Origin of the sequence: Moorena sp. SIO1G6 (genome assembly GCF_010672795.1) — a bacterium.
Lineage (GTDB): Bacteria > Cyanobacteriota > Cyanobacteriia > Cyanobacteriales > Coleofasciculaceae > Moorena > Moorena producens.
The window spans coordinates 16,605-42,867 of the sequence record NZ_JAAHFZ010000052.1 but is presented as its reverse complement, the minus strand read 5'-3'; the positions used below and the strand labels follow the sequence as shown (position 1 = coordinate 42,867).

At 44.8% G+C, this 26,263-nt stretch carries 23 protein-coding genes and 2 pseudogenes; 13 read left to right on the top strand and 12 right to left on the bottom strand.

Annotated elements, in window-relative coordinates:
- A pseudogene (locus F6K63_RS29375) lies at nucleotides 1-206 on the top strand (IS4 family transposase); the annotation flags it as partial.
- A gap of 18 nt (nucleotides 207-224) precedes the next feature.
- Here the strand turns inward: F6K63_RS29375 and iscB are convergent.
- The 6 genes and pseudogenes from iscB to grpE form a co-directional block, all read right to left on the bottom strand.
- Nucleotides 225-629: pseudogene (gene iscB / locus F6K63_RS29370) on the bottom strand (RNA-guided endonuclease IscB); the annotation flags it as partial.
- Nucleotides 630-879: 250 nt separating this feature from the next.
- Entirely contained in the window at nucleotides 880-2,007 is a 1,128-nt protein-coding gene (rsgA, locus tag F6K63_RS29365) for a small ribosomal subunit biogenesis GTPase RsgA (RefSeq protein WP_009149234.1), read from the bottom strand.
- A complete protein-coding gene (locus F6K63_RS29360; RefSeq protein ID WP_009149233.1) occupies nucleotides 2,000-2,275 on the bottom strand; it encodes a sulfurtransferase TusA family protein in 276 nt (91 codons plus the stop codon). Before F6K63_RS29360 ends, rsgA begins: the two co-directional genes overlap by 8 nt.
- The gene (gene dnaJ / locus F6K63_RS29355; protein WP_009149232.1) at nucleotides 2,272-3,396 is read right to left on the bottom strand and encodes a molecular chaperone DnaJ; all 1,125 of its coding nucleotides are present in this window, start codon (nucleotides 3,394-3,396) and stop codon (nucleotides 2,272-2,274) included. The genes F6K63_RS29360 and dnaJ overlap by 4 nt, the downstream gene beginning before the upstream one ends.
- A 489-nt stretch (nucleotides 3,397-3,885) precedes the next feature.
- The gene (gene dnaK / locus F6K63_RS29350; protein ID WP_009149231.1) at nucleotides 3,886-5,898 is read right to left on the bottom strand and encodes a molecular chaperone DnaK; all 2,013 of its coding nucleotides are present in this window, start codon (nucleotides 5,896-5,898) and stop codon (nucleotides 3,886-3,888) included.
- Nucleotides 5,899-6,046: 148 nt separating this feature from the next.
- Nucleotides 6,047-6,844, bottom strand: coding sequence for a nucleotide exchange factor GrpE (grpE, locus tag F6K63_RS29345; RefSeq protein ID WP_009149230.1), 798 nt, complete (start codon nucleotides 6,842-6,844; stop codon nucleotides 6,047-6,049).
- A 588-nt stretch (nucleotides 6,845-7,432) separates the two neighbouring features.
- Between grpE and F6K63_RS29340 the strand changes: the two genes are divergently transcribed.
- From F6K63_RS29340 to F6K63_RS29320, 5 genes are all read left to right on the top strand, one after another.
- Nucleotides 7,433-9,439 (top strand): GspE/PulE family protein, encoded by a 2,007-nt coding sequence (locus F6K63_RS29340; protein WP_009149227.1) that lies wholly within the window; start codon nucleotides 7,433-7,435, stop codon nucleotides 9,437-9,439.
- Between the two features lie 98 nt (nucleotides 9,440-9,537).
- On the top strand, nucleotides 9,538-10,656 hold the full coding sequence (locus tag F6K63_RS29335) for a type IV pilus twitching motility protein PilT (protein WP_009149225.1): 1,119 nt from the start codon (nucleotides 9,538-9,540) through the stop codon (nucleotides 10,654-10,656).
- 255 nt (nucleotides 10,657-10,911) lie between these two features.
- A complete protein-coding gene (locus F6K63_RS29330) occupies nucleotides 10,912-12,129 on the top strand; it encodes a type II secretion system F family protein (RefSeq protein ID WP_287313913.1) in 1,218 nt (405 codons plus the stop codon).
- Nucleotides 12,130-12,264: 135 nt separating this feature from the next.
- Nucleotides 12,265-12,861 carry a hypothetical protein gene (locus F6K63_RS29325; RefSeq protein ID WP_287313912.1) on the top strand — a complete coding sequence of 199 codons (597 nt, stop codon included), beginning with the start codon at nucleotides 12,265-12,267 and terminating at the stop codon, nucleotides 12,859-12,861.
- A 183-nt stretch (nucleotides 12,862-13,044) separates the two neighbouring features.
- A complete protein-coding gene (locus F6K63_RS29320; RefSeq protein WP_287313911.1) occupies nucleotides 13,045-13,167 on the top strand; it encodes a hypothetical protein in 123 nt (40 codons plus the stop codon).
- Here the strand turns inward: F6K63_RS29320 and bioU are convergent.
- On the bottom strand, nucleotides 13,160-14,200 hold the full coding sequence (bioU, locus tag F6K63_RS29315) for a (S)-8-amino-7-oxononanoate synthase BioU (protein WP_287313910.1): 1,041 nt from the start codon (nucleotides 14,198-14,200) through the stop codon (nucleotides 13,160-13,162). The two genes, F6K63_RS29320 and bioU, sit on opposite strands and share 8 nt — an antisense overlap.
- A gap of 681 nt (nucleotides 14,201-14,881) precedes the next feature.
- Between bioU and F6K63_RS29310 the strand changes: the two genes are divergently transcribed.
- The 3 genes from F6K63_RS29310 to F6K63_RS29300 are packed head-to-tail and all read left to right on the top strand — an operon-like array spanning nucleotide 14,882 to nucleotide 15,963.
- Complete coding sequence (locus tag F6K63_RS29310; RefSeq protein WP_287313915.1) at nucleotides 14,882-15,091, top strand: DUF2997 domain-containing protein; 210 nt, start codon at nucleotides 14,882-14,884, stop codon at nucleotides 15,089-15,091.
- A 39-nt stretch (nucleotides 15,092-15,130) separates the two neighbouring features.
- Entirely contained in the window at nucleotides 15,131-15,517 is a 387-nt protein-coding gene (locus tag F6K63_RS29305) for a DUF1257 domain-containing protein (RefSeq protein WP_287313908.1), read from the top strand.
- The gene (locus tag F6K63_RS29300) at nucleotides 15,517-15,963 is read left to right on the top strand and encodes a ferredoxin (protein WP_287313906.1); all 447 of its coding nucleotides are present in this window, start codon (nucleotides 15,517-15,519) and stop codon (nucleotides 15,961-15,963) included. The genes F6K63_RS29305 and F6K63_RS29300 overlap by 1 nt, the downstream gene beginning before the upstream one ends.
- Before the next feature lie 113 nt (nucleotides 15,964-16,076).
- Here F6K63_RS29300 and F6K63_RS29295 read toward each other — a convergent pair whose 3' ends face one another.
- From F6K63_RS29295 to F6K63_RS29285, 3 genes are all read right to left on the bottom strand, one after another.
- A complete protein-coding gene (locus F6K63_RS29295; protein ID WP_287313905.1) occupies nucleotides 16,077-16,340 on the bottom strand; it encodes a hypothetical protein in 264 nt (87 codons plus the stop codon).
- Nucleotides 16,313-19,531 (bottom strand): NACHT domain-containing protein, encoded by a 3,219-nt coding sequence (locus F6K63_RS29290; RefSeq protein WP_287313904.1) that lies wholly within the window; start codon nucleotides 19,529-19,531, stop codon nucleotides 16,313-16,315. The genes F6K63_RS29295 and F6K63_RS29290 overlap by 28 nt, the downstream gene beginning before the upstream one ends.
- A gap of 1,002 nt (nucleotides 19,532-20,533) precedes the next feature.
- A complete protein-coding gene (locus tag F6K63_RS29285; protein WP_287313903.1) occupies nucleotides 20,534-20,917 on the bottom strand; it encodes an endonuclease domain-containing protein in 384 nt (127 codons plus the stop codon).
- A 540-nt stretch (nucleotides 20,918-21,457) separates the two neighbouring features.
- Here F6K63_RS29285 and F6K63_RS29280 point away from each other — a divergent pair.
- A complete protein-coding gene (locus tag F6K63_RS29280; protein ID WP_287313902.1) occupies nucleotides 21,458-21,715 on the top strand; it encodes a hypothetical protein in 258 nt (85 codons plus the stop codon).
- A 171-nt stretch (nucleotides 21,716-21,886) separates the two neighbouring features.
- Here F6K63_RS29280 and F6K63_RS29275 read toward each other — a convergent pair whose 3' ends face one another.
- Nucleotides 21,887-22,153 carry a hypothetical protein gene (locus F6K63_RS29275; RefSeq protein WP_287250309.1) on the bottom strand — a complete coding sequence of 89 codons (267 nt, stop codon included), beginning with the start codon at nucleotides 22,151-22,153 and terminating at the stop codon, nucleotides 21,887-21,889.
- Nucleotides 22,154-22,431: 278 nt separating this feature from the next.
- Here F6K63_RS29275 and F6K63_RS29270 point away from each other — a divergent pair, with 278 nt between their 5' ends.
- On the top strand, nucleotides 22,432-22,851 hold the full coding sequence (locus F6K63_RS29270; protein ID WP_008188178.1) for a helix-turn-helix domain-containing protein: 420 nt from the start codon (nucleotides 22,432-22,434) through the stop codon (nucleotides 22,849-22,851).
- 428 nt (nucleotides 22,852-23,279) lie between these two features.
- Here F6K63_RS29270 and F6K63_RS29265 read toward each other — a convergent pair whose 3' ends face one another.
- On the bottom strand, nucleotides 23,280-23,561 hold the full coding sequence (locus F6K63_RS29265; RefSeq protein ID WP_287313901.1) for a YiaA/YiaB family inner membrane protein: 282 nt from the start codon (nucleotides 23,559-23,561) through the stop codon (nucleotides 23,280-23,282).
- Between the two features lie 823 nt (nucleotides 23,562-24,384).
- On the opposite strand from F6K63_RS29265, the gene F6K63_RS29260 reads away from it, so the two are divergent.
- The gene (locus F6K63_RS29260) at nucleotides 24,385-25,452 is read left to right on the top strand and encodes a VOC family protein (protein ID WP_287313900.1); all 1,068 of its coding nucleotides are present in this window, start codon (nucleotides 24,385-24,387) and stop codon (nucleotides 25,450-25,452) included.
- A gap of 3 nt (nucleotides 25,453-25,455) precedes the next feature.
- Nucleotides 25,456-26,259, top strand: a complete 804-nt coding sequence (locus tag F6K63_RS29255; RefSeq protein ID WP_008188174.1) for a DUF3598 family protein — start codon at nucleotides 25,456-25,458, stop codon at nucleotides 26,257-26,259.
- Nucleotides 26,260-26,263 lie beyond the last annotated feature (4 nt).

Sequence of the window (26,263 nt, the reverse complement as noted above, 5' to 3'; positions counted from 1 at the left end):
AAAAATATATCGGCAGAGTAAAAGAAGATGGCCGTTCACAACGACGACACAGTAGTTTTTATATAGGATTATATGCTCAAAATTGGGTCAGTTTTAGCGATGAGTGTATTAATTTAGTACGAGAATTCATGAGACTTAATCGTAATAAATGGAAGTATTATTTACGAGGAATGAGAGCTAAATCGCTTGTCCTGTCTGCTTTATAACTATTTTCGTCGCCCCCCCAGGTTTTGAACTCTAGACATTAAGCTAGGAGCTAGCCAACCTTCTGGTCTGGTTCTATTAAGAAATCTGGGCTTGCGGTATCGAGTCTTACGATTCCGTCTACTGCGTCTTAACTGCCTGCGAGAGATCAAAGAATCTCGTATTTGAAAACCTCTATGGGTGAGTTCTGCTCCCCAAATTACTCGCTTTCCTTGAATAATAGCTAAACCGCTTGTTTTTGCTCCAGGGTCTATTTTGAGCTGGTGATTATGAGTTATTGGCTGTTTTATTTCCTCCGTCAAAATTATGGTAAATGGGTAACGACGATAGACCTTCGCTTTTCCTGACGAAAGTAAAATCCTAGCTCTTACAGGTTTACACGGATCTAAAGGTTGTCGGTTCTTGTTGAGTACAAAGACACGCATAATTGTGTTTACTCCTATTACTAGGGTTAAGTTAGCTTAGTCAATGTTATTCCTCGGTACTTTCCTAGTCGCACTGGCTTAACCCAAATACACCTGTTTAACGACCGGGTTCTAGAGCTGAAGACTAGCTACGCATCCTCAGGTAGGAACTTTAACACTTAGGAATAACGTAGTTCTTATAGAACTTAGACTGGTCAACTACGAGCTTTTAACAAGCTCCCGCTATAGTCCCATAGGACTTAGCGGTGAGTTATTGACTCATATCGTCATAGAGTTCATCTAGGTTCTGGTGCTGAGTACGGCGGGAGCGACGGCGGTATTTTTTTGTTTCTAGCTTAGGTTCGTATTGACGCCGACCAGAAGCTTTAATTTTTAACTTCATACTGGATTCGATATCAGCTTTTTGCTTCAAAGCCTCTTGTCGTGCGATCACTTCTGCTAAAAAATCCAGATAATGCTGGTACCGTTCCCAGTCTCCTCGCACAGCACAGTTTGGCTCATCCCGATGTAGGCAATTACTGAATTGACAGCGGTGTTGGGCTAAACGCTCTCTTGCTTCTGGAAAGTAATAGATTAAATCCTCAGGAGAACAAGTCAAGTCAGGCTGATTGAATCCGGGGGTATCTGCCAAAAAACCACCTTTAGGCAACTCAAATAATTCTACATGGCGAGTGGTGTGGCGTCCTCGACCCAGTTTACCAGTCACTGCTGCCACCCGGACCCTTGTTGCTGGAATCAGATAATTAATTAGACTCGATTTACCGACACCGGAAAGACCAGCCATAACGCTGATTGTCTGACTCAACAGGTCAGTCAGTTGTGCTAAACAAGTACCATTATGAACGCTGATCAAGACTGGCTGATAACCCCATGCTTCCAGACGCTGTTGCCAATCCTGCTGTTGCTGTTGTGTTACTAAATCAAGTTTATTCAGACACAAACATACCTTGAAACCAGTAGATTCTGCTTTCACCAAAAACCGACTCAGCTGATAAGCATCCAGGGTCGGTTCTTCCAGAGCAAAAACCACCAGAATTTGCTGAGCATTGGCGATTGGTGGGCGGTCGAGCTGGCTTGTCCGGGGCAGCACTTCCGCAATCACCCCTCGTCCACCAGCCCAGTCAGGTTCCTCTACTAGAACCCGGTCTCCCACCATGACTTGCTGGCCAATTTTTTTCAACCGGGCTCTACGGGTACATAAGAGGTTTGAAGGTTGTAGGTTATTTGCTTGAAGGTTATCTTCGTAACCTACAACCTCCAACTTGTCAACCTTCAACTGATCTAAACGCACCTGATAGAAATTTGCCTGAACCGCCAGCACGGTACCCAGCCAAGGGGTTGACAAGTTTGATGAATTAGTGTATTCTAATTCAATCATGAAGATGCTGGTGTGGACGACGCACCTTCAGAGCAAAATAGCGATCGCGTTCTTCAACGCCCTCTATCGGGTAACCCTCCATAGTCAGACTATCAGGAACCTGTTCAATGGGTTCTCCTGGGTCGAGCCACACTTCTAATAGGGCACCTGGAGCCATTTTCTCTAGATATAGTTTAGTGCGAACAAAGTTAATCGGGCAAGGGGTACCCCGCAGATCCAGCTGATCATCAGGTAATGAACTGATCTGGGAGGAGGCTAGTGTACTCATGAGCCAAACAACCCTCCCAAGAATCCTTCTATACCACCTTTACCAGTGCGCTCACCCTTAATTTTCGCTAGCTTCTCTAGCAATTCCCTTTCCTCAGCGGTAATTCGAGTGGGGATATCTACCAAAATCGTGATTAGGTGATCGCCCCGACTGACTGGGTTGCCCAATTTGGGGACACCGTGATTCTCTAAAGTTAATACAGTATTGGGTTGAGTACCGGGTGGAATAGTTAATTCCACTGGACCGTCTACTGTCTCTGCTTCGATAAGACAGCCTAAAATGGCTTGTAAATAGCTAATTTTCATTTCAGACAGAATGTTAATGCCATCCCGCTGAAACTGGCTGTCTTCGTTTACAAATAGATAAACGTATAGGTCTCCTGGTGGACCAGCACGTAATCCAGCATCCCCTTCTTTAGAAACCCGTAGCCTGGTGCCATTATCCACCCCTGCTGGAATGGTGATTTTCAGTTTTTTGGTTTCTTGTTTACGACCAGCACCACCACAGGCTTCACACTTATCCTCAATGATTTGACCTTCACCGTTACAGGTAGGACAGACTGAGACTTGGGTGAAACTACCAAAAGGGGTACGAGTAGCACGCCGTACTTGACCTGAACCGTTACACGTTGGGCAAGTGCGGGGTCGAGTTCCTGGCTTTGCCCCTGTGCCGTTACAGACTTTACAAGTTTCTAGGTGAGGAATGCGGATTTCCTTTTCACCACCGAATATAGCTTCCTTGAAAGCCAGCTTCAAGTCTAGTCGCAGGTCGTCACCACGCACCGGGCCACTACGCCGACGACCAGTTTGCTGACCCATACCACCAGCAAAGCCGCTGAAGAAGCTTTCAAAAATATCAGCAAAGCCCATATCCCCAAAATCTGAGTAGGCTGCTCCCGCACCTGAGGAAACACCAGCTTCCCCAAAACGGTCATATCTTGCTCGAGTTTCTGGTTCTGAGAGGACTTCGTAAGCCCGGTTAATTTCCTTAAAGCGCTCTTCAGCTCCTGGTTCTTTGTTAACATCTGGGTGGTACTTCCGTGCCAAGCGACGGTAAGCACGTTTAATTTCATCTTTGTCGGCATCACGAGAGACACCAAGCAGATCATAATAGTCAGCCATAGAGCGCTGATCGGTCTTCCATTTACATAGTGGGGGCTATTGTTATTCCGATACTTTTTAGCTACCAAAGTCTACCAAAATAGACCTTGGCCCGCTAATGCAAGATGCTTTCACATCCAGGGGGTATCTCCCAAAGCTCTGACGGAATATCCCGCGAGCGCCATAAAAATGTCAACAAAGTTGGTCCACCGGGATAGAGAGCGCAACTATTAAACCCTTGGTTTTCGGCTTTAATTTAAGTTACATAATAATCCCTGTCGGTGTTACCCTAATTTAAGTCTAACAAATAATAAGAGTTTTTGGTAGACTCTGCGACATTTTCTCTAGCTGTTTACTAACCTCAGGTTATTGCTATAAAAGCACAAAGAGCGCATTCCAGCATTACCTGCATCCTATATCATTGTCTATCAAAAAAATCAGCTGATTGCCACCTGCTGGAGTTAGCATACTCTCGCGGTCAGCTTGAGCTAGTCAAAGCAGCGAATTAAATTATCTATCTGTTAGAGAGCTGTTGCCGTAATCAACTGCTTCGTAGTCAACATTCACCTCTAAGGTTTCATCCTCAAAATCAACCACAAATTCTCCTAGAGCATCCGGTTCTCTTTGGCTGGAGTCGTTGGAATTTGAATCTTGAACTGTTTCGTCAGAGGTGATAAATTCCGGGTCTGACCCAAAGCTGGCACTGGCGTAAATGATACCCCCAATTTCCAAGACAGTTTTCTGCAAAGTTTCAATAGCTTCTTTCACCTCCTCGACCTCAATTGAGGGGTCTGTCATTATGGTGTCTAGGTGCTGCTTTTGTTGATCTGCTTGCTCCTTTAATCCGTGAGCCTGAAGGTTAGCGCTAATCAATTCCCCATGGTCTTTGATGGTAGATTCATAGTTATATAGTAAGCTATCGGCTTGGTTTTTGAGTTGCACCAATTCCATGCGACGGCGGTCTTGGTCAGCATAGTCTTCTGCCTCACGGCGCATCCGTTCCACCTCCGCTGGACTTAATCCCCCCGTATTGGTAATCACAATACTTTGCTCTTTCCCAGTGCCTCGATCAGTGGCAGCGACTTTAAGAATGCCGTTGACATCGATTTCAAAGGTGACTTCAATTTGAGGGACACCACGGGGAGCTGGGGGAATACCAGTCAGCAGGAATTTTCCCAGGCTTTTGTTATCTCTAGCCATTGCCCGCTCCCCCTGCAATACGTGGATTTCTACGGAGGTTTGTCCATCGGTAGCGGTGGAAAATACCTGGGACTTACTGGTAGGAATAGTCGTGTTGCGCTCGATAATTTTGGTGAACACTTCCCCTAAGGTTTCTATACCCAGGGACAGGGGAGTAACATCCAGTAGCAGGACATCTTCGACTTCCCCACCCAAAACACCAGCCTGAATTGCTGCTCCCAATGCCACAGCTTCATCGGGGTTCACCGAACGATCGGTAGCCTTACCATTAAAAAACCTTTTAATAGCATCCTGCACCGCCGGGATACGGGTCGAACCCCCTACCAGCAAAATGCGGTCAATGTCCTCTGGCTTGAGGTCACTATCTTTGAGCGCCTGCTTTACCGGTTCTATAGTTGCGTTAATCAAGTCCCTGGATAGTTCTTCAAACTTAGCCCGGGACAACTCCATCTCTAAGTGTTTTGGTCCTGTTTCATCAGCAGTAATGAAGGGCAAGTTGATGGGGGTGGCTACCATGCTAGACAGTTCAATTTTTGCCTTTTCCGCCGCCTCTCGCAAACGCTGAAGAGCCATTTTGTCTTGGGTGAGATTGATGCCCTCTTTGGCTTTAAAGTTTTCCACCATCCAGCGGACAATCACGTTATCGAAGTCATCTCCCCCCAAGTGATTGTTACCAGACGTTGCCTTTACTTCAAAGACCCCATTACCCAGTTGCAGAACTGATACATCAAAGGTACCACCCCCCAAGTCAAACACCAATATAACTTGGTCTTGATCCAACTTATCTAAGCCATAGGCAAGAGCAGCAGCAGTGGGTTCATTTATAATGCGCAACACTTCCAATCCAGCAATGGTACCCCCATCCTTGGTGGCTTGTCGTTGCGCATCGGTAAAGTAGGCCGGAACTGTGATCACGGATTGAGTCACTGGTTCCCCAAGAAAGGTTTCAGCATCAGCCTTGAGCTTTTGTAAGATCATGGCCGATATTTCCTGAGGGGTGTACTCGCGATGCCGAATCTTTACATCTACCGTCTCATCACGACCCTTAACACAGGTATAGGGAACACGGGAACGCTCTGTAGCGGTTTCATCCCAACGACGTCCGATAAAGCGCTTGATACTGTAGACACTGTTTTCCGCATTGGTCACTGCTTGACGCTTGGCCAGTTGACCCACTAGGTGCTCCCCTGACTTGCCAAATCCCACAATACTCGGTGTGGTTCGCCCACCTTCCGAGCTGGAAATGACTATGGGTTTACCTCCTTCTAAGACAGCAACACAACTATTGGTTGTGCCTAGGTCGATGCCAATAACTTTTCCCATAGGGTTGCAGCTTAACGGTTAGTAAAGTTATTTTAGTTTGATTTTTTGTTGAGTTGCTCAAAATAATAGAACTTCCCTTGGTGCTACATCCCTTTTGGTAGGATGATCAGAGGCTGACACCAAAGGAAGGTTAACCAATCAATGGCAGCTAATTTTCCGCCTCAGCAGACTTCTGACCTTCCGAGGTTTCCTGTGGTTCTGCCGCCGCAGCTACTTTCACCATAGCGTGACGCAGCACCCGCTCCCCAAGTAAATAACCCCGCATTAGCTGTTCTATGACCACTCCTTCTGGATAGTCATCCGTTGGTTCTCGCATCACCGCTTCGTGGAGATTGGGGTCAAACTCTTGCCCTTCTGGTCGCATCGCAGCAACCCCAAGGCGCTTGAGACTGTCTACCAGCTGTTTATAAACACCTTGATAGCTTTTGTGAATCGACATTTCCCCATCATTTTGAGGCTTAATTTGGGTACGCGCCCGTTCAAAATTATCTACTACTGACAATAACTCAGTGATCGTGTTTCCTTTAACTTGATGTTCCAAGTCTTCTTTCTCTTTAGTTGACCGTTTGCGGAAGTTCTCAAAATCTGCCGCAATCCGGATGTATTGAGATTTAAAGGAGTCACATTGCTGAGTTCGCTCTTCTAGTTGAGCTTTCAGGGCTTGATTTTCCTGCTTGATTGTTTCTAGAATCTTGGCATCGTCCTCGGTAGGTGATTCATCGGTAGTAGCTGTTGCAGCTACATCGGTCTGGGCTTCTTGGTCGTTGAGCCCTGACTCAGATGCTTCAGCAGCAGGGGATTCAGTTGGTTGTGCTGCTTCAGGGTTGACATCTGAGTCAGATGCTACGGCTACCGCTTCCGCCTCATGATTGTCTTCGAGTACCGTGGTGGACTCTTCGTTTGTCTGCTGCGAAGTGTTATCTGACTGTTTTGCTTCGTCAATCATGCTCCACTCATCCCAATTCAATAAAGTGCTAGTTTATCTATAATTTCTTACTAGCCAACCAATTTTCCAGCAAATTTTGTAAACTAACCACGTTCAGTCTAACGACTATAGCATTGGTTTCTAACCTGATTGAGAGTTACTCCGACCGTAAACTTACCTCAACTGTGTGGTCTTCCACACCTCCGTCAGCAAGAATGCTGCTGTTGGAAGTGTAGCCGATCAGATCCTTATGGCCTGTACCCTTACCACTGTCCTTGATGGCGCTACTTCCGTTGGCTGGTCTTGTTGCATACTTTGGCTGGTCTTGTTGCATAGTTGAATGTTGTGGCTAAATCAGTCATTAATCAAAATCTAGCATCTGAGATTGTGAACCACCTTGATGGATTAGGGGTTGATAATAATTATACAGCCAATGACTTGACTGAGTTTTTATTATGATGTATAATGCAATATTTAACTGCGACAAATTATTCTAGTCCGTCAATCTAACTAAAAGGTAAAAATAACCAGAGTGGCAGCCACTCCTATGTTAGTTAACATAAGGCTTTTGGGAATACTGTGTAAAGTAAGGAGAGCTCCTATTCCGTCATGACTTACTCCTCATCTCAACGACGCGCCCTAGTAGTCCGTAACGATTTTTCTCCATTTGGCAATAAACTGATTCAGGCTGGTTACGTTAATGCTGACCAGATGCAGCAAGCAATGCTGGAAACTCGCAAGTCCGGAAGACCACTGACGGAAGTCGTCGAAGCAATGACCGGACGTCAGTTACCACCGGACTTGATCCGTCAATACAAGAAGCAGCAGTTGTTTGAACTAAAAGTTCTTTTTGGTGTTGAGTCTCTAGATCCGGAAATTAGTGATATTTCCACTCAGCAAGTCGGTGGCTTGATCGAAACCCTGATTCCCATTGATATTTGCCGTCGCTATCACCTGCTCCCCATATCTAAGCATGAAACTGAGCCGCCATCGGTTTTGGTGGCAATGGTTTCTCCTGATGATCTAGAAGCCCAGGATGATTTGAATCGGATTCTACGACCTCAGGGAATCAAGTTGCAACGGATGGTCATCACTAAGGAAGACTATCAGCAAATCATTAGTCAGTATCTTGACGATCAGTTGGCACGGCAAAAGCAACTAGATCAACAAAAATCCGTAGATGTAAAGGAGGATTTAGAGAATTTAGGCTCATTCGATACTTTACAGGATGCCCCAGAGGAAGCGGAAGCAGACCTAGATTCTTCTTTGAATGAGGCAGGTGGGGCTCCGATCATCAACTTGGTTAACAAAATCCTGGCTAAGGCTTTACAAGAAGGGGTTTCTGACATTCACATCGAACCCCAAGAGGAGCAGTTGCGGGTGCGCTATCGCAAAGATGGGGTACTGCGTCAAGCCTTTGATGCCTTACCACAGCGAATACATACAGCGGTGGCGGCTCGTTTCAAAATCATGGCAGATCTCGACATTGCGGAAAGACGCTTACCCCAAGACGGTAAAATTCGGCGTATGTTCCAGGGGCGAAAAGTTGACTTTAGGGTCAATACCTTGCCCAGTCGTTATGGGGAAAAGGTGGTTCTGCGGATCCTAGATAACGAATCCACCCAGTTGGGGTTGGATAAGTTGATCACAGACCCAGACACCTTAGAATTGGTCAGGGAAATGGCTAAGCGTCCCTTTGGATTAATCTTGGTGACGGGTCCAACGGGATCGGGGAAATCAACCACCTTGTATTCAATTCTGGCAGAACGTAATGACCCTGGGGTGAATATCAGTACTGCAGAAGACCCGATTGAGTATTCGTTACCTGGGATTACCCAAGTGCAAGTTATCCGGGAAAAAGGCATGGATTTTGCCTCAATTCTACGAGCCTTTCTGCGCCAAGACCCGGACGTGATTCTGGTGGGTGAGACCCGAGACAAAGAAACAGCCAAAACGGCGATTGAAGCAGCTTTGACTGGTCACTTAGTCTTGACTACTCTACACACTAATGATGCGGCTGGTGCGATCGCTCGTTTAGATGAAATGGGTGTTGAACCCTTCATGGTTTCCGGTGCCTTGCTGGGAGTGTTGGCTCAACGATTGATGCGGCGTGTTTGTTCCAATTGCCGCATTTCTTACCAACCAAGTTCGGCAGAACTAGCGCGCTATGGTCTGTCCGCCTCTAGGGATGGGGAGATTACCATCTATCGCGCCAATACCCTGACACCAGAGCAAATCGTTGAAGCTAGGGCACTTGGTACACTGTGTCAAACCTGTAATGGTATTGGTTACAAAGGAAGGGTTGGTGTTTATGAAGTTATGCGCGTCTCTGAGAACCTGCAAGCCTTAATCAACCAAGGTGCCCCCACGGAAAGGATTAAGGAAGCTGCTGTAGAGGAAGGGATGATCACCATATTAGCCTATAGCTTGAATTTGGTACAGGAAGGTTACACCACCTTTGAAGAAGTCGAACGAGTAACCTTTACTGATTCCGGCTTAGAGACAGAAATTAAAGCTAAACGCAAGAGTTCTCTGACCTGTGGCACTTGCTCAGCTCAATTACAGGCGGAGTGGCTAGACTGTCCTTACTGTATGACACCCCGTTTTCAAAATTAATTTAGTTATTAGTCCATTGTTAATGAACAATTGGCTATTTTATTTTGAGTAATGACTAATCACTAACGACTACTGACGTTTTTAAGGCAGAGAAGATTATGGAACTGATGATTGAAGACTTGATGGAGCAGATGATTGAGATGGGGGGGTCAGATATGCACATCCAAGCGGGTGCGCCAGTCTACTTCCGCGTCAGTGGTAAACTCCAACCCATTGATGACGAATCCCTGAACCCTCAAGCCTGTCAGCGATTGATTTTCAGTATGCTTAACAATTCACAGCGTAAGGAATTGGAGCAAAACTGGGAACTTGATTGTTCCTATGGTGTCAAGGGGTTGGCTCGCTTCCGTGTCAATGTTTACAAAGAACGGGGTTGCTATGCGGCTTGCTTGAGGGCGTTGTCTTCCAAGATTCCTAACTTTGACAAATTGGGTTTACCGGATGTGGTGCGCTCGATGAGTGAACGACCAAGGGGAATGGTATTGGTCACCGGACCCACGGGTTCTGGGAAAACCACTACCCTAGCAGCCATGATTGACTTAATTAACCGCACTCGGGCAGAACATATTCTGACAGTGGAAGACCCGATAGAATATGTGTTTCCTAACATCAAGAGCTTGATTCACCAACGTCAAAAAGGTGAAGATACCAAGAGCTTTGCCAATGCCCTGAAGGGGGCACTGCGGGAAGACCCGGATGTGATTTTGGTGGGTGAAATGCGGGATATGGAAACAATTGCTCTTGCTATTTCCGCAGCTGAAACCGGTCACTTGGTATTTGCAACGCTACACACTAACTCAGCTGCTCAAACTGTAGACAGGATCATTGATGTGTTCCCATCTGGACAGCAAGCTCAAATCCGAGCTCAGCTGTCTAACTCTTTGATTGCAGTCTTTAGTCAATGTCTAGTACCGAAGAAAAACCCTAAACCCGGTGAGTTTGGTCGGACGATGGCTCAGGAAATCATGGTAGTGACACCTGCTATTTCTAACCTGATCCGGGAAGGAAAAACGTCTCAAGTGTACTCTGCTATCCAAACCGGTATGAAATTGGGAATGCAGACCCTGGAACAAGCTTTAGCTTATCAGGTGAAATCTGGCTTGATCTCTTTGGAAGCAGCAGTTGGCAAAAGTTCTAAACCAGACGAATTGCAACGTATCCTTGCTGGTTCTGGAGGGATGAATGCTAAGGGCGCTAGAGCAAAGGCAACCCGCTAGTCGTAAGCTATCAGCTATCAGCGTGTCGCGTATCAGCGTGTCGCGTATCAGCATAGGCTTTGATCGGCTTTTCCCCAGACTTTCAATTCTCTAAAATCTCTTAATATTAAATTATCCCAATCGATGTTTATTTTAAGCTGACGGCTGAGGGCTGTTCGCGAAGCGTGGCCAACGGCCAACGGCTTACCGCTAGTCTAGAGAAAGCAGGGACTGGATCGATAAAATTTGCGATTAGACTTAATCTAGAAAAAAGCCATGCCTACTTTTATTGCTCAAGTTCGGGACAAATCAGGCAAATCCAAAAAACAAAAAATTGAAGCTGCTACTCCTGAACAAGCCCGCAGCATCCTAGAAAATCGGTATTCTGCTGTTGGCAGCGTCAAGAAAAGCTTAGATGTTAGCTTTAGCCTCTCAGACCTTTCCGAAAAATTTACCAATGTCACGATCAAAGACAAAGCGGTCTTTTCTCGTCAGTTTGCCGCTATGGTTAATGCTGGTGTGGCTATCGTCCGCTGTCTTGGGGTATTAGGGGAACAGTGTTCTAATCCTAAGCTGAAAAAGGCTTTGATGAACATCAGTGCTGAGGTACAACAAGGAACTAATCTATCGGATGCTATGCGTAAGCATCCAGATTGTTTTGATAATCTTTACGTGAGTATGGTTCAAGCTGGGGAGGTTGGGGGTGTCCTTGATGAAGTGCTCAACCGATTAGCTAAGCTGCTGGAAGATATGAATCGGCTGCAAAACCAAATCAAATCAGCTATGGCTTACCCTAGTGTGGTAGGATTCTTAGCTCTACTGGTTTTTCTGGCAATGACGATGTTTCTGATCCCAATCTTTGCTGGGATATTTCAAGATTTAGGAACGGAATTGCCAGCTTTAACTAAGTTTATGTTATGGTTGAGCGGCATCCTCAGAAGTTGGAAAGTATTGATTCCCATTGCTGTTATAATTGTATTAGTTACAGCTTTTAAATATTACTATAAAACCCCCATGGGTAAGTTACAGATTGATGCATTGCAGTTGAAAATACCTCTGTTTGGTGAGTTGAATGAAAAAGGCTCTGTAGCTCGCTTTTGCCGAGTGTTTGGCTCATTAACTCGTTCGGGAGTTCCGATCCTGAATTCCTTAGATATTGTAAGAGATACAGCGGGTAACCAGGTAATTTCTAATGCTATTAACTCAGCTAAAAATGAGATTCAACAGGGTGGGATGATTAGCCTGGCTTTACAACGAGAAAACATTTTTCCTCCTTTAGCAATTCAAATGATTAGTATTGGAGAAGAGACGGGTGAGTTGGATTCTATGGTGATGAAAGTTGCTGACTTCTATGAAGATGAAGTGGAGCAAGCGGTTAAAGCACTAACTAGTATCTTGGAACCAATTATGATTGTGGTTTTGGGAGGCATGGTTGGTGTGATCTTGGTATCTATGTATTTACCAATGTTTAAAGTGTTTGAAACTATGGGCTAAGCTGGTCTTCATTTAAATTCTTAGGGATCCCCCCTAACCCCCCTTATTAAGGGGGGAATAGGAGAATGGGATAGGGTTTGACGGTTTTTTTGTAACTGAATAATATCCAATTTAAATGCGCAACAGCTTAATTCGATGCCTGTTCAGAAATCTGATTACGAAGCTTGGCTAGCAGAGTATAGTAACCATGATGGTGCGATCGCACTCCTTAAATCCTATCGACCTTACCTGGAAATGATTCCTAGTATGCGCCGACCTAATGAGTGTGTGATCACCATTCCCTTGCCAGTGGTGAGAATTCGTCACTCGCCATCCTCCTTAGGGCATAAAAGCGTTAGCCATGGCACGATCACCGAAGCCGTAGGTTTACCCTGTGATCTAGCTATGGTAATGTGTGATCCCGAATGGAAAGTCAAGATGGAGATCGAGATTGTTCTATTTATCCATCGCCCCCATGAAGACTTTTCTGATTTGCTCAGTCGCTGGCGTCAGACCCAAGTGTTACTAGACAAAGACTATGAATGGCTAATGCCTCCTGGCTATCAACACATTCTCAGTGATGGCGTAAATCGTATCTATCCTTTGTTTGTGGTTTTTCCAGAGACACCCCAACGGATTCAGCGAGGCTTACTAGGGGCTAGTCTACCATTTGTGCTGCAAACGACCGATGCTATTAGTCTGGAACAGGAGGAAACATCAGACAGCTGCTCCAGCAAAAGTCCACCAGCTTAGTTTAATAATTTGGGGAGATAGGGAGGTGGGGAGTTTGGGAGATGGGGAGATATTTATTAAGGGTAATTATCAGGAAATTATTTCAGTATAGCGTTTTTTAGAGCTATAGACAGAAGAGGGCTCGCCCAAAGGTGGTGCGTTACGGGGCGGACTATCCCAACCCGGGCGAAGAAGCGGAAAATCATGGCAAGTCCGCCCCTAACGCACCCTACGCACTATTCCCGACTCCCGACTCCCGATTCCCGATTCCCGATTCCCGACTCCCGACTCCCGATTCCCGATTCCCTAAAACCAATGACTATTTGACAAACTGCGGCATGACTTCAGCAGCAGTCAATAGACCATAAATCCCTTTGTGATGTAGGGAAACTCCTGCTTTTAGATAGCCAAAGGCGGGACCACAGACATTAGCAGCCATGCTGGTTTCATCACCAAGGGTAAAGGTGTGAGTGGAAATCTTACCCTCAAAGGTGCGACCTGTGATTTGGACATTCGTACTGAGGGGTTTTTTAGGATTGCGGGTATCAACGACACCACCAACAGAAACGCGATCGCGTGAGCAAATCCCTGCTAGTTCAAGCATCACATCATCAGCATGTTCCATATTCTCTAGGCTGAGGATGCCATCGGTTTGATCTAATAAGGCTTCGACTTCAGCATCACTCATGGCTTTGGCTCGTTCTACATCGTAACCAGGAAGGTGAGCAATATCTTCTCGAATTGTTGCTCGATAGGCTTCCCAGTTAGCAATCCCTACCCCAAAGGTAATCTTGACACTGTGAATCTCGGCATAGCTTTGAGATGCGATCGCAGCAGCAGCGGTCAATAGTCCTGGTGTAGCACCGCAGCCAGTCATATAGGTAATTCCAGCAGCTTGCAATTCATCTTGGAGTTGCAACAGTTGTTCTACAGCACTAGTGCGCTTGAGAGCATCTACTAACACTCCCTGCCAACCCGATTGAATAAATTGCTTAACTACCGATGCCATAAAGGTATTCGGTAAATTTGGCAGTGCTAGGAAATATCCATCTACTGTCGCGTTTTGGATTAACTCTTCGATACTGTTGCTACTTAAGGTGCCACCTGGTTCTACATAACCTAATGAACCTTGGGATTGGTAGGTCTGGATACAACGCTCAGGATTTAAGCCAGCCGCGTCATAAACATAACCTTTCCGGTCAGCTGCTGCGACCCAAAGCATTTCTCCCTTAGGAGCTAAGACTCTGGTAGCGGCTTGACCTAATCCCCCAAAGCCTAAAACCCCTACTCGTATTCGCTCTAATCCATTGGGATTGGCGGTTTTGGGGTTATTTACACCTCTGACTTGCGTTTCACTCATAACTTTTAGACTGTTTAGCCGAACTTTAATAATTCATACTTCATACTTCATACTTTGCCCAGTCCCCAAGGTAAGGGCAAAAATCAATAAAGAGGAATTATTATCAATATTATTGATATAATCATGCAATAGTGCTGAAAAATCTTGGCGTTATATAGTCATAATCCTTGACCAGTATCACATTTGGCTCAATTTTTTTTGGCTTACCCTGGCCTAGTCCCCTAGGTTTATATATAGCCGTTTATAGCTTAATGAGGTACACAGGATTTTTTCCAACTTCCCTCACTTCCCCTCCTGGAAGGGGTTAGGGGTGGGTTCCTCTTCTAACTTCACTGCTCCCGTTCGCCTAGCGTGGCCCAGGGCTTTAGTCCCTGCTGAGAAGTTCCTTAATTAAAAACCCCTATATTTGTGTTAACAAACCATTTTTGGGTTATAACACCCCTTGACTATTACCTAAAGTTACGAGAAACTAACAAAATATTAAAGTAAACACTCGATTTACTATAAACTTATGTTAATGTTGTTTGCGCCATGATCTGAATTATTATCATTTGATTAGTAACCAGCTATAGCACTGGTCAGTGATCAGTGATATCAATCCAGGATTTAGATACTCCTGGACTGGTGCAACAACCGGTGCCACAACCTGCAAATAGGGATAAACCGAGCACTAAGGCGACTATGGAAACATTAGAGTTTGTCATTTATCCAGATGGTCGAGTCCAGGAAAAAGTCACTGGGATCATCGGAGCATCTTGCGCAGAGGTAACAGCTGCTATTGAAGCTCAGCTAGGACGAGTCGTATCTGTTGAGCAAACATCAGATTACTTCGACCAAAAGCTTGAACTATCGGCAACAGCCACAGCTCAAGCTACGGTTAGCCATTGGTAAATTTGTGTTCCAGTTAGTAAATTCGTTTTATTACCAAAAATGTCTCATTTCAGCACTATCAAAACCCAAATCCGTAACCGTTCATCCTTAGAAACTGCTTTAAATGACTTAGGGATTGATTGGGAATCTGGTCCTAGCCCTGTGCGCGGTTATAAAGGTCAAACTCGCACTGCTGAAGTAGTGATTGAGCAAGAGAATGACTACGACATCGGTTTTAGTTGGAATGGTAACGCCTACGAACTAGTTGCTGATTTTCAGTATTGGCAACAGCCTTGGTCTGTAGATGGTTTCCTACAACGGGTAACCCAGCGTTACGCTTACAACACAGTAATTAAGGAAACTGCTAAGCAAGGCTTTGAGGTTGCTGAGCAACAAGATAATAAAGATGGTTCAATTCGTTTAGTCGTACAACGCTGGAGTGCGTAATGTCTGAGTTCTCACCGACGCCAGAGCGTTCGGGTTTGGAACCAGAGTTAGGGGGTGTCTTTCGAGATGCTCCAGAGCGTTCTGGTTTTGAGCCAGAGCTAGGGGGTATTCTGCGACAAAAAGGTGTTTACGTTGATGAAATTACCTGCATTGGCTGTAAACACTGCGCCCACGTCGCTCGCAACACATTTTACATGGAAGCCGACTACGGTAGATCCCGGGTTTTTCGGCAAGATGGCGACCCAGAAGACGTGATACAAGAAGCGATAGACACTTGTCCAGTAGATTGTATCCACTGGGTTGATTACACTAAGCTTAAAAATCTAGAAGACGAGCGACAATATCAGGTAATTCCTAGAGCGGGATTGCCCATTGACCGCAGTATTGTTGCTGCCAAAATTAAGGAGAGGAAGCTGGCAAGAAAGCGTAGGAAAAAACGAACCTAGGCTTAATGCGATCGCGTAGCGTGGCCTAGGGTCAATCGCTTTTAATAGTAATTAATCCTCGATGGCTTAGTGCCGTTGGGGGTTTTGTGTTGTTTTATCGCAATGGTTGGATTTTAGGGAATCGGGAATCGGGAATCGGGAATCGGGAATCGGGAATCGGGAATCGGGAATCGGGAATTGGGAATTGGGAATTGGGAATTGCGAAATGCGATCGCATCCTTGATCGCATCCAACAACAACAATACCATAAAAATGCACAATATTAAATTATAGCATAAACAGATCTTTATTTCTAATAATATCAAAAACTCTTTGGCTCTCTTTCTTACTACTCCCGACTCCCGACTCCCTACTCCCTTCCTACGACCAAATCCCACAGCGCATCAATACCACTGCCCACATAGTCGGAATCCTGATGTTGTTCAATCCATTCCATGATAGTAGGGAGGATATGATTGGATGTTTTGCCCAAGTTGCCCAAGGCTTCGGCTGCCTTCCCACGCACATAAGAATCCTCATCCTGAAGCCTTGCTAGGAGGGTGTTGACTACGGTTTCTGAGCTGTTGCCCAATCTGCTCAAGGCATCAGCTGCCCACCCACGTACATCAGAATGCTCATCCTGAAGCTTTGCTATGAGGGCGTTTATTACAGTTTCTGAGTTGTTGCCCAATTTTCCCAAGGCATTGGCTCCCCACGAACGCACAGAAGACTCGGGATCCTGAAGCTGTACTAGTAGGGCGTTGACTAGGGTTTCTGAGCTGTTGGCTAATTCAACCAAGGCATTGGCTGCCTTGCTACGCACATAAGACTCATAATCCTGAAGCAGTGCTATTAGGGCATTGACTACCGTTTCTGAGTTGTTGCCCAATTTTCCCAAGGCATTGGCTGCCCACCCACGCACATGATAATCGTGATCCTGAAGCAGTGGTAGGAGGGCGTTGACTACCGTTTTTGAGCTGTTGCCCAAATTCCCCAAGGCAAAGGCTACGCCACTACGTACAGCAGAATCGTGATCCTGAAGCAGTGGTAGTAGAACATTGACTACCGTTTCTGAACTGTTGCCCAATTGGCCTAAGAACACGGCTACCCACCCACGTACAAGAGAACCATCATCCTGAAGCAGCGGTAGTAGGGCGTTGACTACCGTTTCTGAACTGTTGCCCAAATTCCCCAAAGCTATGGCTGTCTTCTGACGGACATCAATATCGGGATCCTGATGCCGTGTTAGGAGAGCGTTGACTACTGTTTCTGAGTTGTTGCCCAATTGACCCAAGGCATCGGCGGCCTCCCGACGAACAATAGAATTTGCATCCTTTAGTCGCGCCAACAATATTGTAATTACCTGATCCTTTTCCCCTAACTCGTGTCGATACTTCAGCAATCGTGTCTCATCAATTAAATCTGTTCGCTCCTTCAACATCTCCAGAGCTTGTGCTTGAAAATCCGTGTCATACAAACTACAAATTATCTGATAAACCTGCTCGCGAATCTTATCGCCAACCCGCTCCTCACTACTCACCTCTAACTCAAGCAACCCCTCTAAAATCTCTTGCACTAACTCACCGTCAGCACTACGCAAATTCTTAGGGTTTTCCGCCAAACATTTACCAGCAAACAACAAATCACGCTGTAACCAATCCTTATAGTTACTATTATTATTCAAAACCGCTCGAATCGCCCTCGCGGCATTTTTCGGTTTTTGTTGTGCTATTAGCAATAATAACACTTCGCGCCAGTGGGAGTCATGTAAATGCTCCCGAATATGATTCAAAATAATACTAAAATCATACTCATCCTCTGCTTGATAGTTAATCTCTTGAGCACACAAATATTCCTGAAATGTCTTATGGACAAAAGCATAACAATCTTGCCCCTGCTCATTCAATAAACCGGTGCGATCGCGAATCAAGGTTACAAATGCTTCTGCTTCTTCCTTTGCTTGATATAACTGCACCTGCTTCAATATTTTAATCTGTTTACTCAACTGAGCAATCAAATCATCTTTATTAAGAATGGTGCCGACTTCGTTATCTTCACTATTTCCTTGGCTATGAATCCAATAAGCCAGCAATTCCATCAATCGGCGCAAATCATACAAATCTAGATACTTAAATAGTCCCTTATTGCTAATTTCTTTGTTAGCATCCCAAGAGGTTAACAAGGTTTTGACTGCACAATTATAAAGCTCAAACCGTTCTTTGGGCAATACCGCTTGATACCGATGGATTAATGCAATAATTGTCAACAATAAGGGATTCCGTGCCAACAAGGTAATCCGGTCATTATCATTCAGCGCCTTTCCTAAACTCTCCTTGCGCCTTTTGGCTTCTGCTTGGTCTTGAAAGCGACTGTTATACCAGTTCTCAATAAATGCCGAAATCTTTTGGTCATCAAAGGGTTGGATTTGATAGTGGGGAAATTCCTCAGTGCGGAAAAAGTCGCGCCGATAACCAGCCGGTCTAGATGTAATAATAGCGCGATTTCTGTTAAACTGTCCTAAAAAATTCTCGATGCGCTTGACTACATCATGGCGTTTAGCCTCTTCTGCTACTTCATCCAAACCATCCAGCAATATCAAGGCTCTACCATCAGATAACCAATGCTCGAAAAATCCCACTGGTAACGGTTTCACTGACATGGTGTTTTCCGCAAATATCCGAGCATAGTCGATCAGGCTTTTATCGAGATGTCTGGCAAAATCTCGCATCCTGATTAAAATCGGTAGCCAGTCGGTATCACCATCTAATCCCAAAATGTCAGGATTTTGCTGAGCTAATATTACCGCAAAATAGCTCATCAAGGTGGTTTTACCAGAGCCTGGCGCACCCAGGATTACCACTCTTCTCGACTGACTTTGGCTCAATAACTGCTGAGCCAAGAATTTCCGGCCAGTTGTCTTTTCCAATAGCAGCCTTTCTGGCTTTTCCCCACTACCGGCTGCTAACAACTCCCGCTCCCAAGCGCCAGCAGTTGATACGTCTTCCACGACATCTGGCATTACGAAAATCTGGGCTAACTTCTCCGATTTTTCTACTTCTTGCCCAGGCACAGCAATGCCAGCAAATTTGACATCATCAAACCAGTTGGCTAACTGCTCACAATAATCCTGTTTAGCTACCTGAAATTTAAGATAAGTATCCGTGTGCTGAAAATAAGCATTAATAAATGTCTCTATCCAAGGCTTGAGACTGTCTTGATTTAGTTTAATAGTCTTGGCTTCAGCTTGTTGTTGAAATACGGTGCTTAAAATATCCCGGTCTGGCTTACCTTGATTAAGTAAGGGTTTCTGTAATTCCGCCACAACAGCAGAATGAGTAAAATAGTCGTTCAAAAACCGATTAACTCCATTCCAGCCATCCGGGGGAGCGTGAAAAAATAAGCGCTGTTGACTATCCAGTTGTTTGTCCCATTGATCAACGGCTTCTGCTCCCGCTTTGATGGCTTTTTCGATATCGCTTTTAGTCAGAGATTTAATTATATGCTTCCCTGCTTGTCCCGCAATAATACCTAACAACGGTGACACGATTTTCGATAGTTCTAAACTAGCCAAAAGGGACAATGCTGCCATAATTTATAGGTAGTTATGTTCGATTAGTTTAATTATAGCAATTTAGGGAGATTTGATCCCCCTAAATCCCCCTTAATAAGGGGGACTTTCTAGATCAATTTCCGGACTCCCCCCTTAGTTCTTTGGGCGGAAGGGGGACTTTCTAGATCGATTTCCGGACTCCCCCCTTAATAAGGGGGGCAGGGGGGGATCGAGTTAGGAAAGGGAACTCTTTGAGTTTACTCCGCCCTTAGTTATTTGGGCGGAAGGGAGAGAAACTAGATCGATTTCCGGACTCCCCCCTTATTAAGGGGGGCAGGGGGGGATCGAGTTAGGAAATGGGAGAGAAAGAGTTTACTCCGCCCTTGGTCTGCCTTAATAAGGGGCACAAACTAGATCGATTTCCGGACTCCCCCCTTAATAAGGGGGGCAGGGGGGGATCGAGTTAGGAAAGGGAACTCTTTGAGTTTACTCCGCCCTTAGTTATTTGGGCGGAAGGGAGAGAAACTAGATCGATTTCCGGACTCCCCCCTTAATAAGGGGGGCAGGGGGGGATCGAGTTAGGAAAGGGAACTCTTTGAGTTTACTCCGCCCTTAGTTATTTGGGCGGAAGGGAGAGAAACTAGATCGATTTCCGGACTCCCCCCTTATTAAGGGGGGCAGGGGGGGATCGAGTGAGGAAATGGGAGAGAAAGAGTTTACTCCGCCCTTAGTTATTTGGGCGGAAGGGAGAGAAACTAGATCGATTTCCGGACTCCCCCCTTAATAAGGGGGGCAGGGGGGGATCGAGTGAGGAAATGGGAGAGAAAGAGCTTACTCCCCCCTTTGGTTATTTGGGCGGAAGGGGCACAAACTAGATCGATTTCCGGACTCCCCCCTTAATAAGGGGGGCAGGGGGGGATCGCACTAGAAAATGGTATAAAAAGCGCGATTCCACTCCCCCAATCTAACTCTATTATCCTAATCCCTAAAAAAATTTGATACTCACCAAAGAGCCGCAACTTATTGAATTTTGAAACAGCTCTAGGTTGTGCTAGGGGGAAGCTCACTGCTGATCCGATCGCACACTGCTTCAAAATTATGCAATACTTCATCATTGGTAAATCGAATTACTTTTAATCCATAACCTTCAAGAATGTGAGTTCTTTCTTCGTCATAAGCTTGGCCAGATTCTGTATAATGAGAATCCCCATCAACTTCAATAACTAATTTTAAAGCAGCACAATAAAAGTCAACAATAAAATTCGCTATTGGTCTTTGTCGCAAGACTCTAAACTGAAAATTTTTCAAATAGCAAGACCACAGCTTTTTCTCGGCTGGTGTCATAGTTTTCCTTAATTCTCTAGCTCTGCTTACTAACTTGTAATTATAAGGAATATGGAATTGTCTTTGTTGGCGATCGCACATTTAAAACTAATCGATTTTGTGGTTTTTTGCATGGGTTTAGATCCCCCATTATCCCCCTTAATAAGGGGGACTTTCTAGATCGATTTTCCGACTTTACCCAATGATCACGGCGGGCTGGGAGGATCGAGCTTTTCGGATCTGCTTCCGGGTTTAGATCCCCCATTATCCCCCTTAATAAGGGGGACTTTCTAGATCGATTTCCGCACTTTCCCCCTTGGTAAAGAAATGCTATGGAAAGCGATGGTATGTAGGAGGCACTACGGGAAAGGACTCCCCCAATCTAACACCATTACTCTAATTCATAATCCCTAATTCATAATCCCTAAAAAAAGGCGATGATATCAGCCGCTAAGCGATCGCATGATTACGGTCTCAATTTTAATGCGATCGCTATTTTTAATTAACCAAAAAAAACAAAAAAAAACTAATTAAAAATTTCATCTTTATACCCCCTTTATAAAAAATACTTAAAAATACTTGACAAAATTAAAAATTATTTATTAATATAAAAATGTCGCAAATACAACAGCAAAAAACATTATGGACATCGAAAACTTTCTACCAAATTTTGAGTATAATCCCAACAATCCTAATCTCCCTGAATTATCTGGCCAACCCCAGCCAGGACGGGAGCAAATCAAACATATATTGATCGGTTCTCCCAAAACCGTGCGGGTCACAATCTATAATCTTTATAGCCGTGGCTACGCCCAAGTTCATGAGTGGAGCACTCCTCAACCTACCGGAAATCCTGGTGAGGTGATCAGTATTTTGATTCGACATCTGTTGGTAGATTAAGATAGCAAATTGCCAGGGATTTGCATCCCTGGCTACAGGTCAAAACTCAGGAGAAATTACGAAGTCTGAAGTCTAAGACCTAAGTTTGTATGTTGTTGATTTGGTGAACACATAGTCAAGGACTCTAGGGTTGTTGACTATTACAAAAAATAATTCGGTCAAGCATTGGAATTAACCAAAACTTGACCGAATTTTTTTGTTGAGGGAACAGGGAACAGGGAACAGGGAACAGGGAGTAGGGAATCGGGAATCGGGAATCGGGAATCGGGAATCGGGCAGTTGCGTAGGGTGTGTTAGGGGCGGGCTTGTCCTCATGTTCAACCTCTTCGCCCCTGAAGTCGCCCCGTAACGCACCACCCAAGGATCCGCTCTGACCGCCTCGTAGCCATTCTTGGGACAGCCCGCCCGGAAATGAAACGGGCAAGATGCCCATTCCACCCCTGATACCTATTCCACCCTTAATACATTGTAAACACTTAATACATTTTACACCCCTGCTGCCCATTCCACCCACCGGATCAAAGTTAATTGCATCGCTGCAATAGTTTTTTCTAACCTCCCACATCAACTACATAGCCCATATCACCCGTTATAACAATGCAATAGTTTTTCTGACCTTCCACGCTTACAACCCTTTGCACCCTCTCCACTCCCTTGCATCTTCTAAAACATCGTGTTAATATAAATAATATCTTTAAAGCAATGGTTTTACCGCCATGATGATTTCTACCGCACAAGCTGCTGAATTACTAGGTATCTCTGCCACTCGCGTCCGTTTCCTGTTGAGCAAGGGCAGAGTTAAAGGAGCTTATAAAGTCGGTAGAACTTGGGTGATTCCTTTATTTGATGGCATGCCCGTGGTTACCCCTGGTACTCGCGGACCGAAGCGGAATTGGTCAAAGCGTACAAATTACACGAAGGCCGTCATCCACGTTAATCAGAAAGTGATTCGCCAAAATCACAACAGCGGCGAACGCAATCCAGTGATTACGGTAAAACGAGGCTCTAACAATACTTACGGTCATACTGTCGAAGTCAATGGCCCTTGTCGGGTCATGTATCGCCCAGATGATCCCCTAAAGTGTGGAGCACGGGTATGGATTGAGACGATTTCTGATTTTAAGGTAATCGCTTAAGCGGTCAGCGGTCAGTGGTCAGTGGTCAGTGGTCAGTGGTCAGCGGTTAGCGGTCAGCGGTCAGCCATCAGTGGTCAGCCATCAGTGGTCAGCCATCAGTGGTCAGCTTATTTTATTCAAAAGCTGTTCGGTGTAGCTTAGCCTACGGCCAATAGCCGATAACTGATAGCTGATAGCTGATAGCTGATAGCTGATAGCTGATAGGTTCATGTAGGGTGGGCAGTGCAGCAGACAGATAATGAAGCTTGCAAACCACGTTGGTAGGCACTGCCCACCCTACTGATAGGTTCATGTAGGGTGGGCAGTGCAGCAGACAGATAATGAAGCTTGCAAACCACGTTGGTAGGCACTGCCCACCCTACGATTAATGACTGATAGCTTATAGGTAATAACTGATAGCTGATAGCTGATAGCTGATGCACTTGATATTAGTGCAGAGAGTTGTGGTCAGTCAGTAGTTTTTCAACTCTAGCTTCTTCAACTTTCGAGGTTAGTTTTTTGGATTCATGGATATCTCTTGTAGTTTTCGCGATGTTGATGCTAGAGCCAACAGAGAAAAGTAAACCGATACCTAAGTAGCCTTTGATCCAGTTATCTGCTGGCAAATTGGCAATGCCAATAGCCATAGCAAAAATGGAAATAACGAAAGACGCCCAAGACTGAATTATCCAACCTGTACTATGGGTTTGGTTACTAAATCGTTCTTGCATTTTACTCAACCTTTAAATGGGATAATAGTAATTAATTTAATTTTGATGATACAAAGCCTATTATCTGGTAAGTTGAGAGCAATGACAGTTTTTGGATCTGCATACTAGAGTAGAGGTTGAAATGGAGTAACTAATAGTAAAGCTCTGGAAAACGTTGTTGAGAGCAATGACAGTTTTTGGCTCGGCATACTAAAGTAGTGCTTAAAATGGAGTAAATATTAGCAAAATCTCGTAAAACCTTCACTTATTCAGCTTTTCGGTAAGCGTACCTAGTAGAATAAAAGAGGTTATGTCAGCATATGCGCTACGCGCACGCGTGCGCGTTCAGCTATCAGCCTATGGGCTACGGGCACGCTACTTGAGGTGCGATCAGCTATCAGCCATTGGCCGTAGGCGAGGCTAGTTGAGGTGCTTTTGAATAAAATATGCTGACCGCTGACGGCTGACGAGCAGACATTATCGGTCTTGGAGAATTTTAGTGAAACAGAGTGGACTGCGCAACGGATTTCTGTCAGTGGGATCCTTGAGTAAGCTTGTAGATGCGTTCGCGCAGCGTCGGGCTTTGCCCGAATCGCATTAACAGTGTGGAGTGCGCAACGGATTCTTTGGGTGGGACTGAAGGTAAGCTGATGGTAGATGCGATGCTCCAAAAGAGCCGCTTCGCGAACCCCCTTTGAGCTAAGATACATACAAAAGATAATTTGTCAAAGAAAATTCCATGGGTTTAGCCTGGCCAATTATTAGCGGAATCGGCCACTATAACAAGGGGGAGAAATTTTCTCACTTTTCGCCCTTTGACTTTCATCACATAACCTAGAAAAAGATGGAAAACCCTCAAAGTAACATGGCTAATGAATCATTACCAACAGCAGAAGAAGACGCTCCATCCATTAGTGGTTTATACGAACTCGCCATCGGTGCAACAGCAGAGGATGAAGCAGCTCTGATCGAATATTGGCAACAGTTTGGCTTTAGTGTAGGACAATCTGGTACTCTCAGTGCAACGGAAGCAAATCGGTTATATGGTGTCAATTCCAGTTTGCGATCGCATCGCCTTCATAATCAAGTTACAGATAGAAGTTTGCTCCGCTTAATGGTGTGGGACAAACCAGTTAACGAAGGATTGGGACTGACTCCTTTAAAAGCGGTGGGTAGCCGTTGGGGAACTAGTTTATCTTTAGATGTGTTTAATATTGCCAATCATGCCGAAGATGCGATCGCTGCTGGCTTACCTGTATACTATGTTCCACCCCAGAGAAATTTGATTTATCGTCCCGAGTCATTCCAGCCGTTTATACAAGCTAATCCTTGTGTACATGAAATGGTTCTCATCCAGCCGTTAACCCGACAAGTTCTTTTTGAGCGCCATGATTATACTCGCCCCAATTCGGGCATTGTCAATCCTGATTCTCACTTCAAAGCTTCGGAGTTCGTTCACGCGGGACTGATTGTTGACTGCGAGCATGAAAAGTTAGATTTTTACGACCAAGTGCTTGGTTTGCGTCGTAGTACGAATAATTCTGAAAGTAAATATGTTGAAGCTTCTCGCCGCATCCTGGAGCTAAAAGGACCAGAAAATGGGGAACGGATGCTGAAGTATTACTTTAATGCTCCTCGGAATTATACTAAAGATAAAACCCAAAATCGTTCTGGAAACTTTGAATTTTTGCGGTTTGAAGGTAGTTTAATAAACAAACTTGCTTACTCTCGTCCTGGCTCTTTAGGAGTTTGTTTATATACCATGAATGTAAGCGATATTGAGGGATATTACCAGCGTGTTAGTACTAGCGAAGCAACTGAGGTAACACAGGTATCTGAGAACGAATTTGGTGATAAAAGTTTCTCATTTATTGCACCTGATGGCTATTTTTGGACTTTAGTGGAGGGATAAAAAATGGATTTAAAAGAACAAAACTGGAAAAATTTCACGGCCAACCATTTGCGTGACTGGCATGGTATTTGGACAAGGTATTCTCCTGAAGGAGAGATAATAGAATCATTTCAAAGTCTGAGAAGCTTCCGCAGCAATCCAGAACAAACAGAAATTTATCACACTAATCGTTATATATACGCTGACGGTAGGATAGAAGAAAAAAAATGGCACTCCAATAAACAGGATAAGGTGTTACCTGATGGAATTGTTCACCCAGCATTTCCGTCAATGAGATCATTTTTCTTTGAACAAGGTGCAGCTACATGGTCAGCTAAACAGTTAGAACCTGGTTCGGTGTTTCAACCGGCTGAATTGTTCTTAAAACATGAAGATATAAGACATAGTGTTGCCATTCTTTATGATAGTAATGGCAGTTTGATGCGGACAGTGAGTATCCGTGAAGATGCAGCCGGTTTTCCCAGTAAATATTGGTCAAAGGAAATCAATCTCTTACCTGAGAGAAATCTGAGTGGTAACTGGCAAGGAACTTCTGTTACCATGACCCCAGATTTAAAGGTTTCTGAGCCAATAGCAACTCAACTGCACTGGCCTTTGGCAGGAAATAAAATGTTCTTTTTTCCTGATGGTATTTCTCTGAGTTGTCCTGAACAAGTGAATATTGGTACCTCCTTTAACATTGCGGCAAATTGGCTGATTACCCCCTCTGATTTACAACAACTAAGGGTCAAGTATGATGAATCTGGAGCTTTGTATAGCTTGACTTTGGAAGAATTTTACCTGTCGGATGCTGGAGGGAATCCCTAAGATA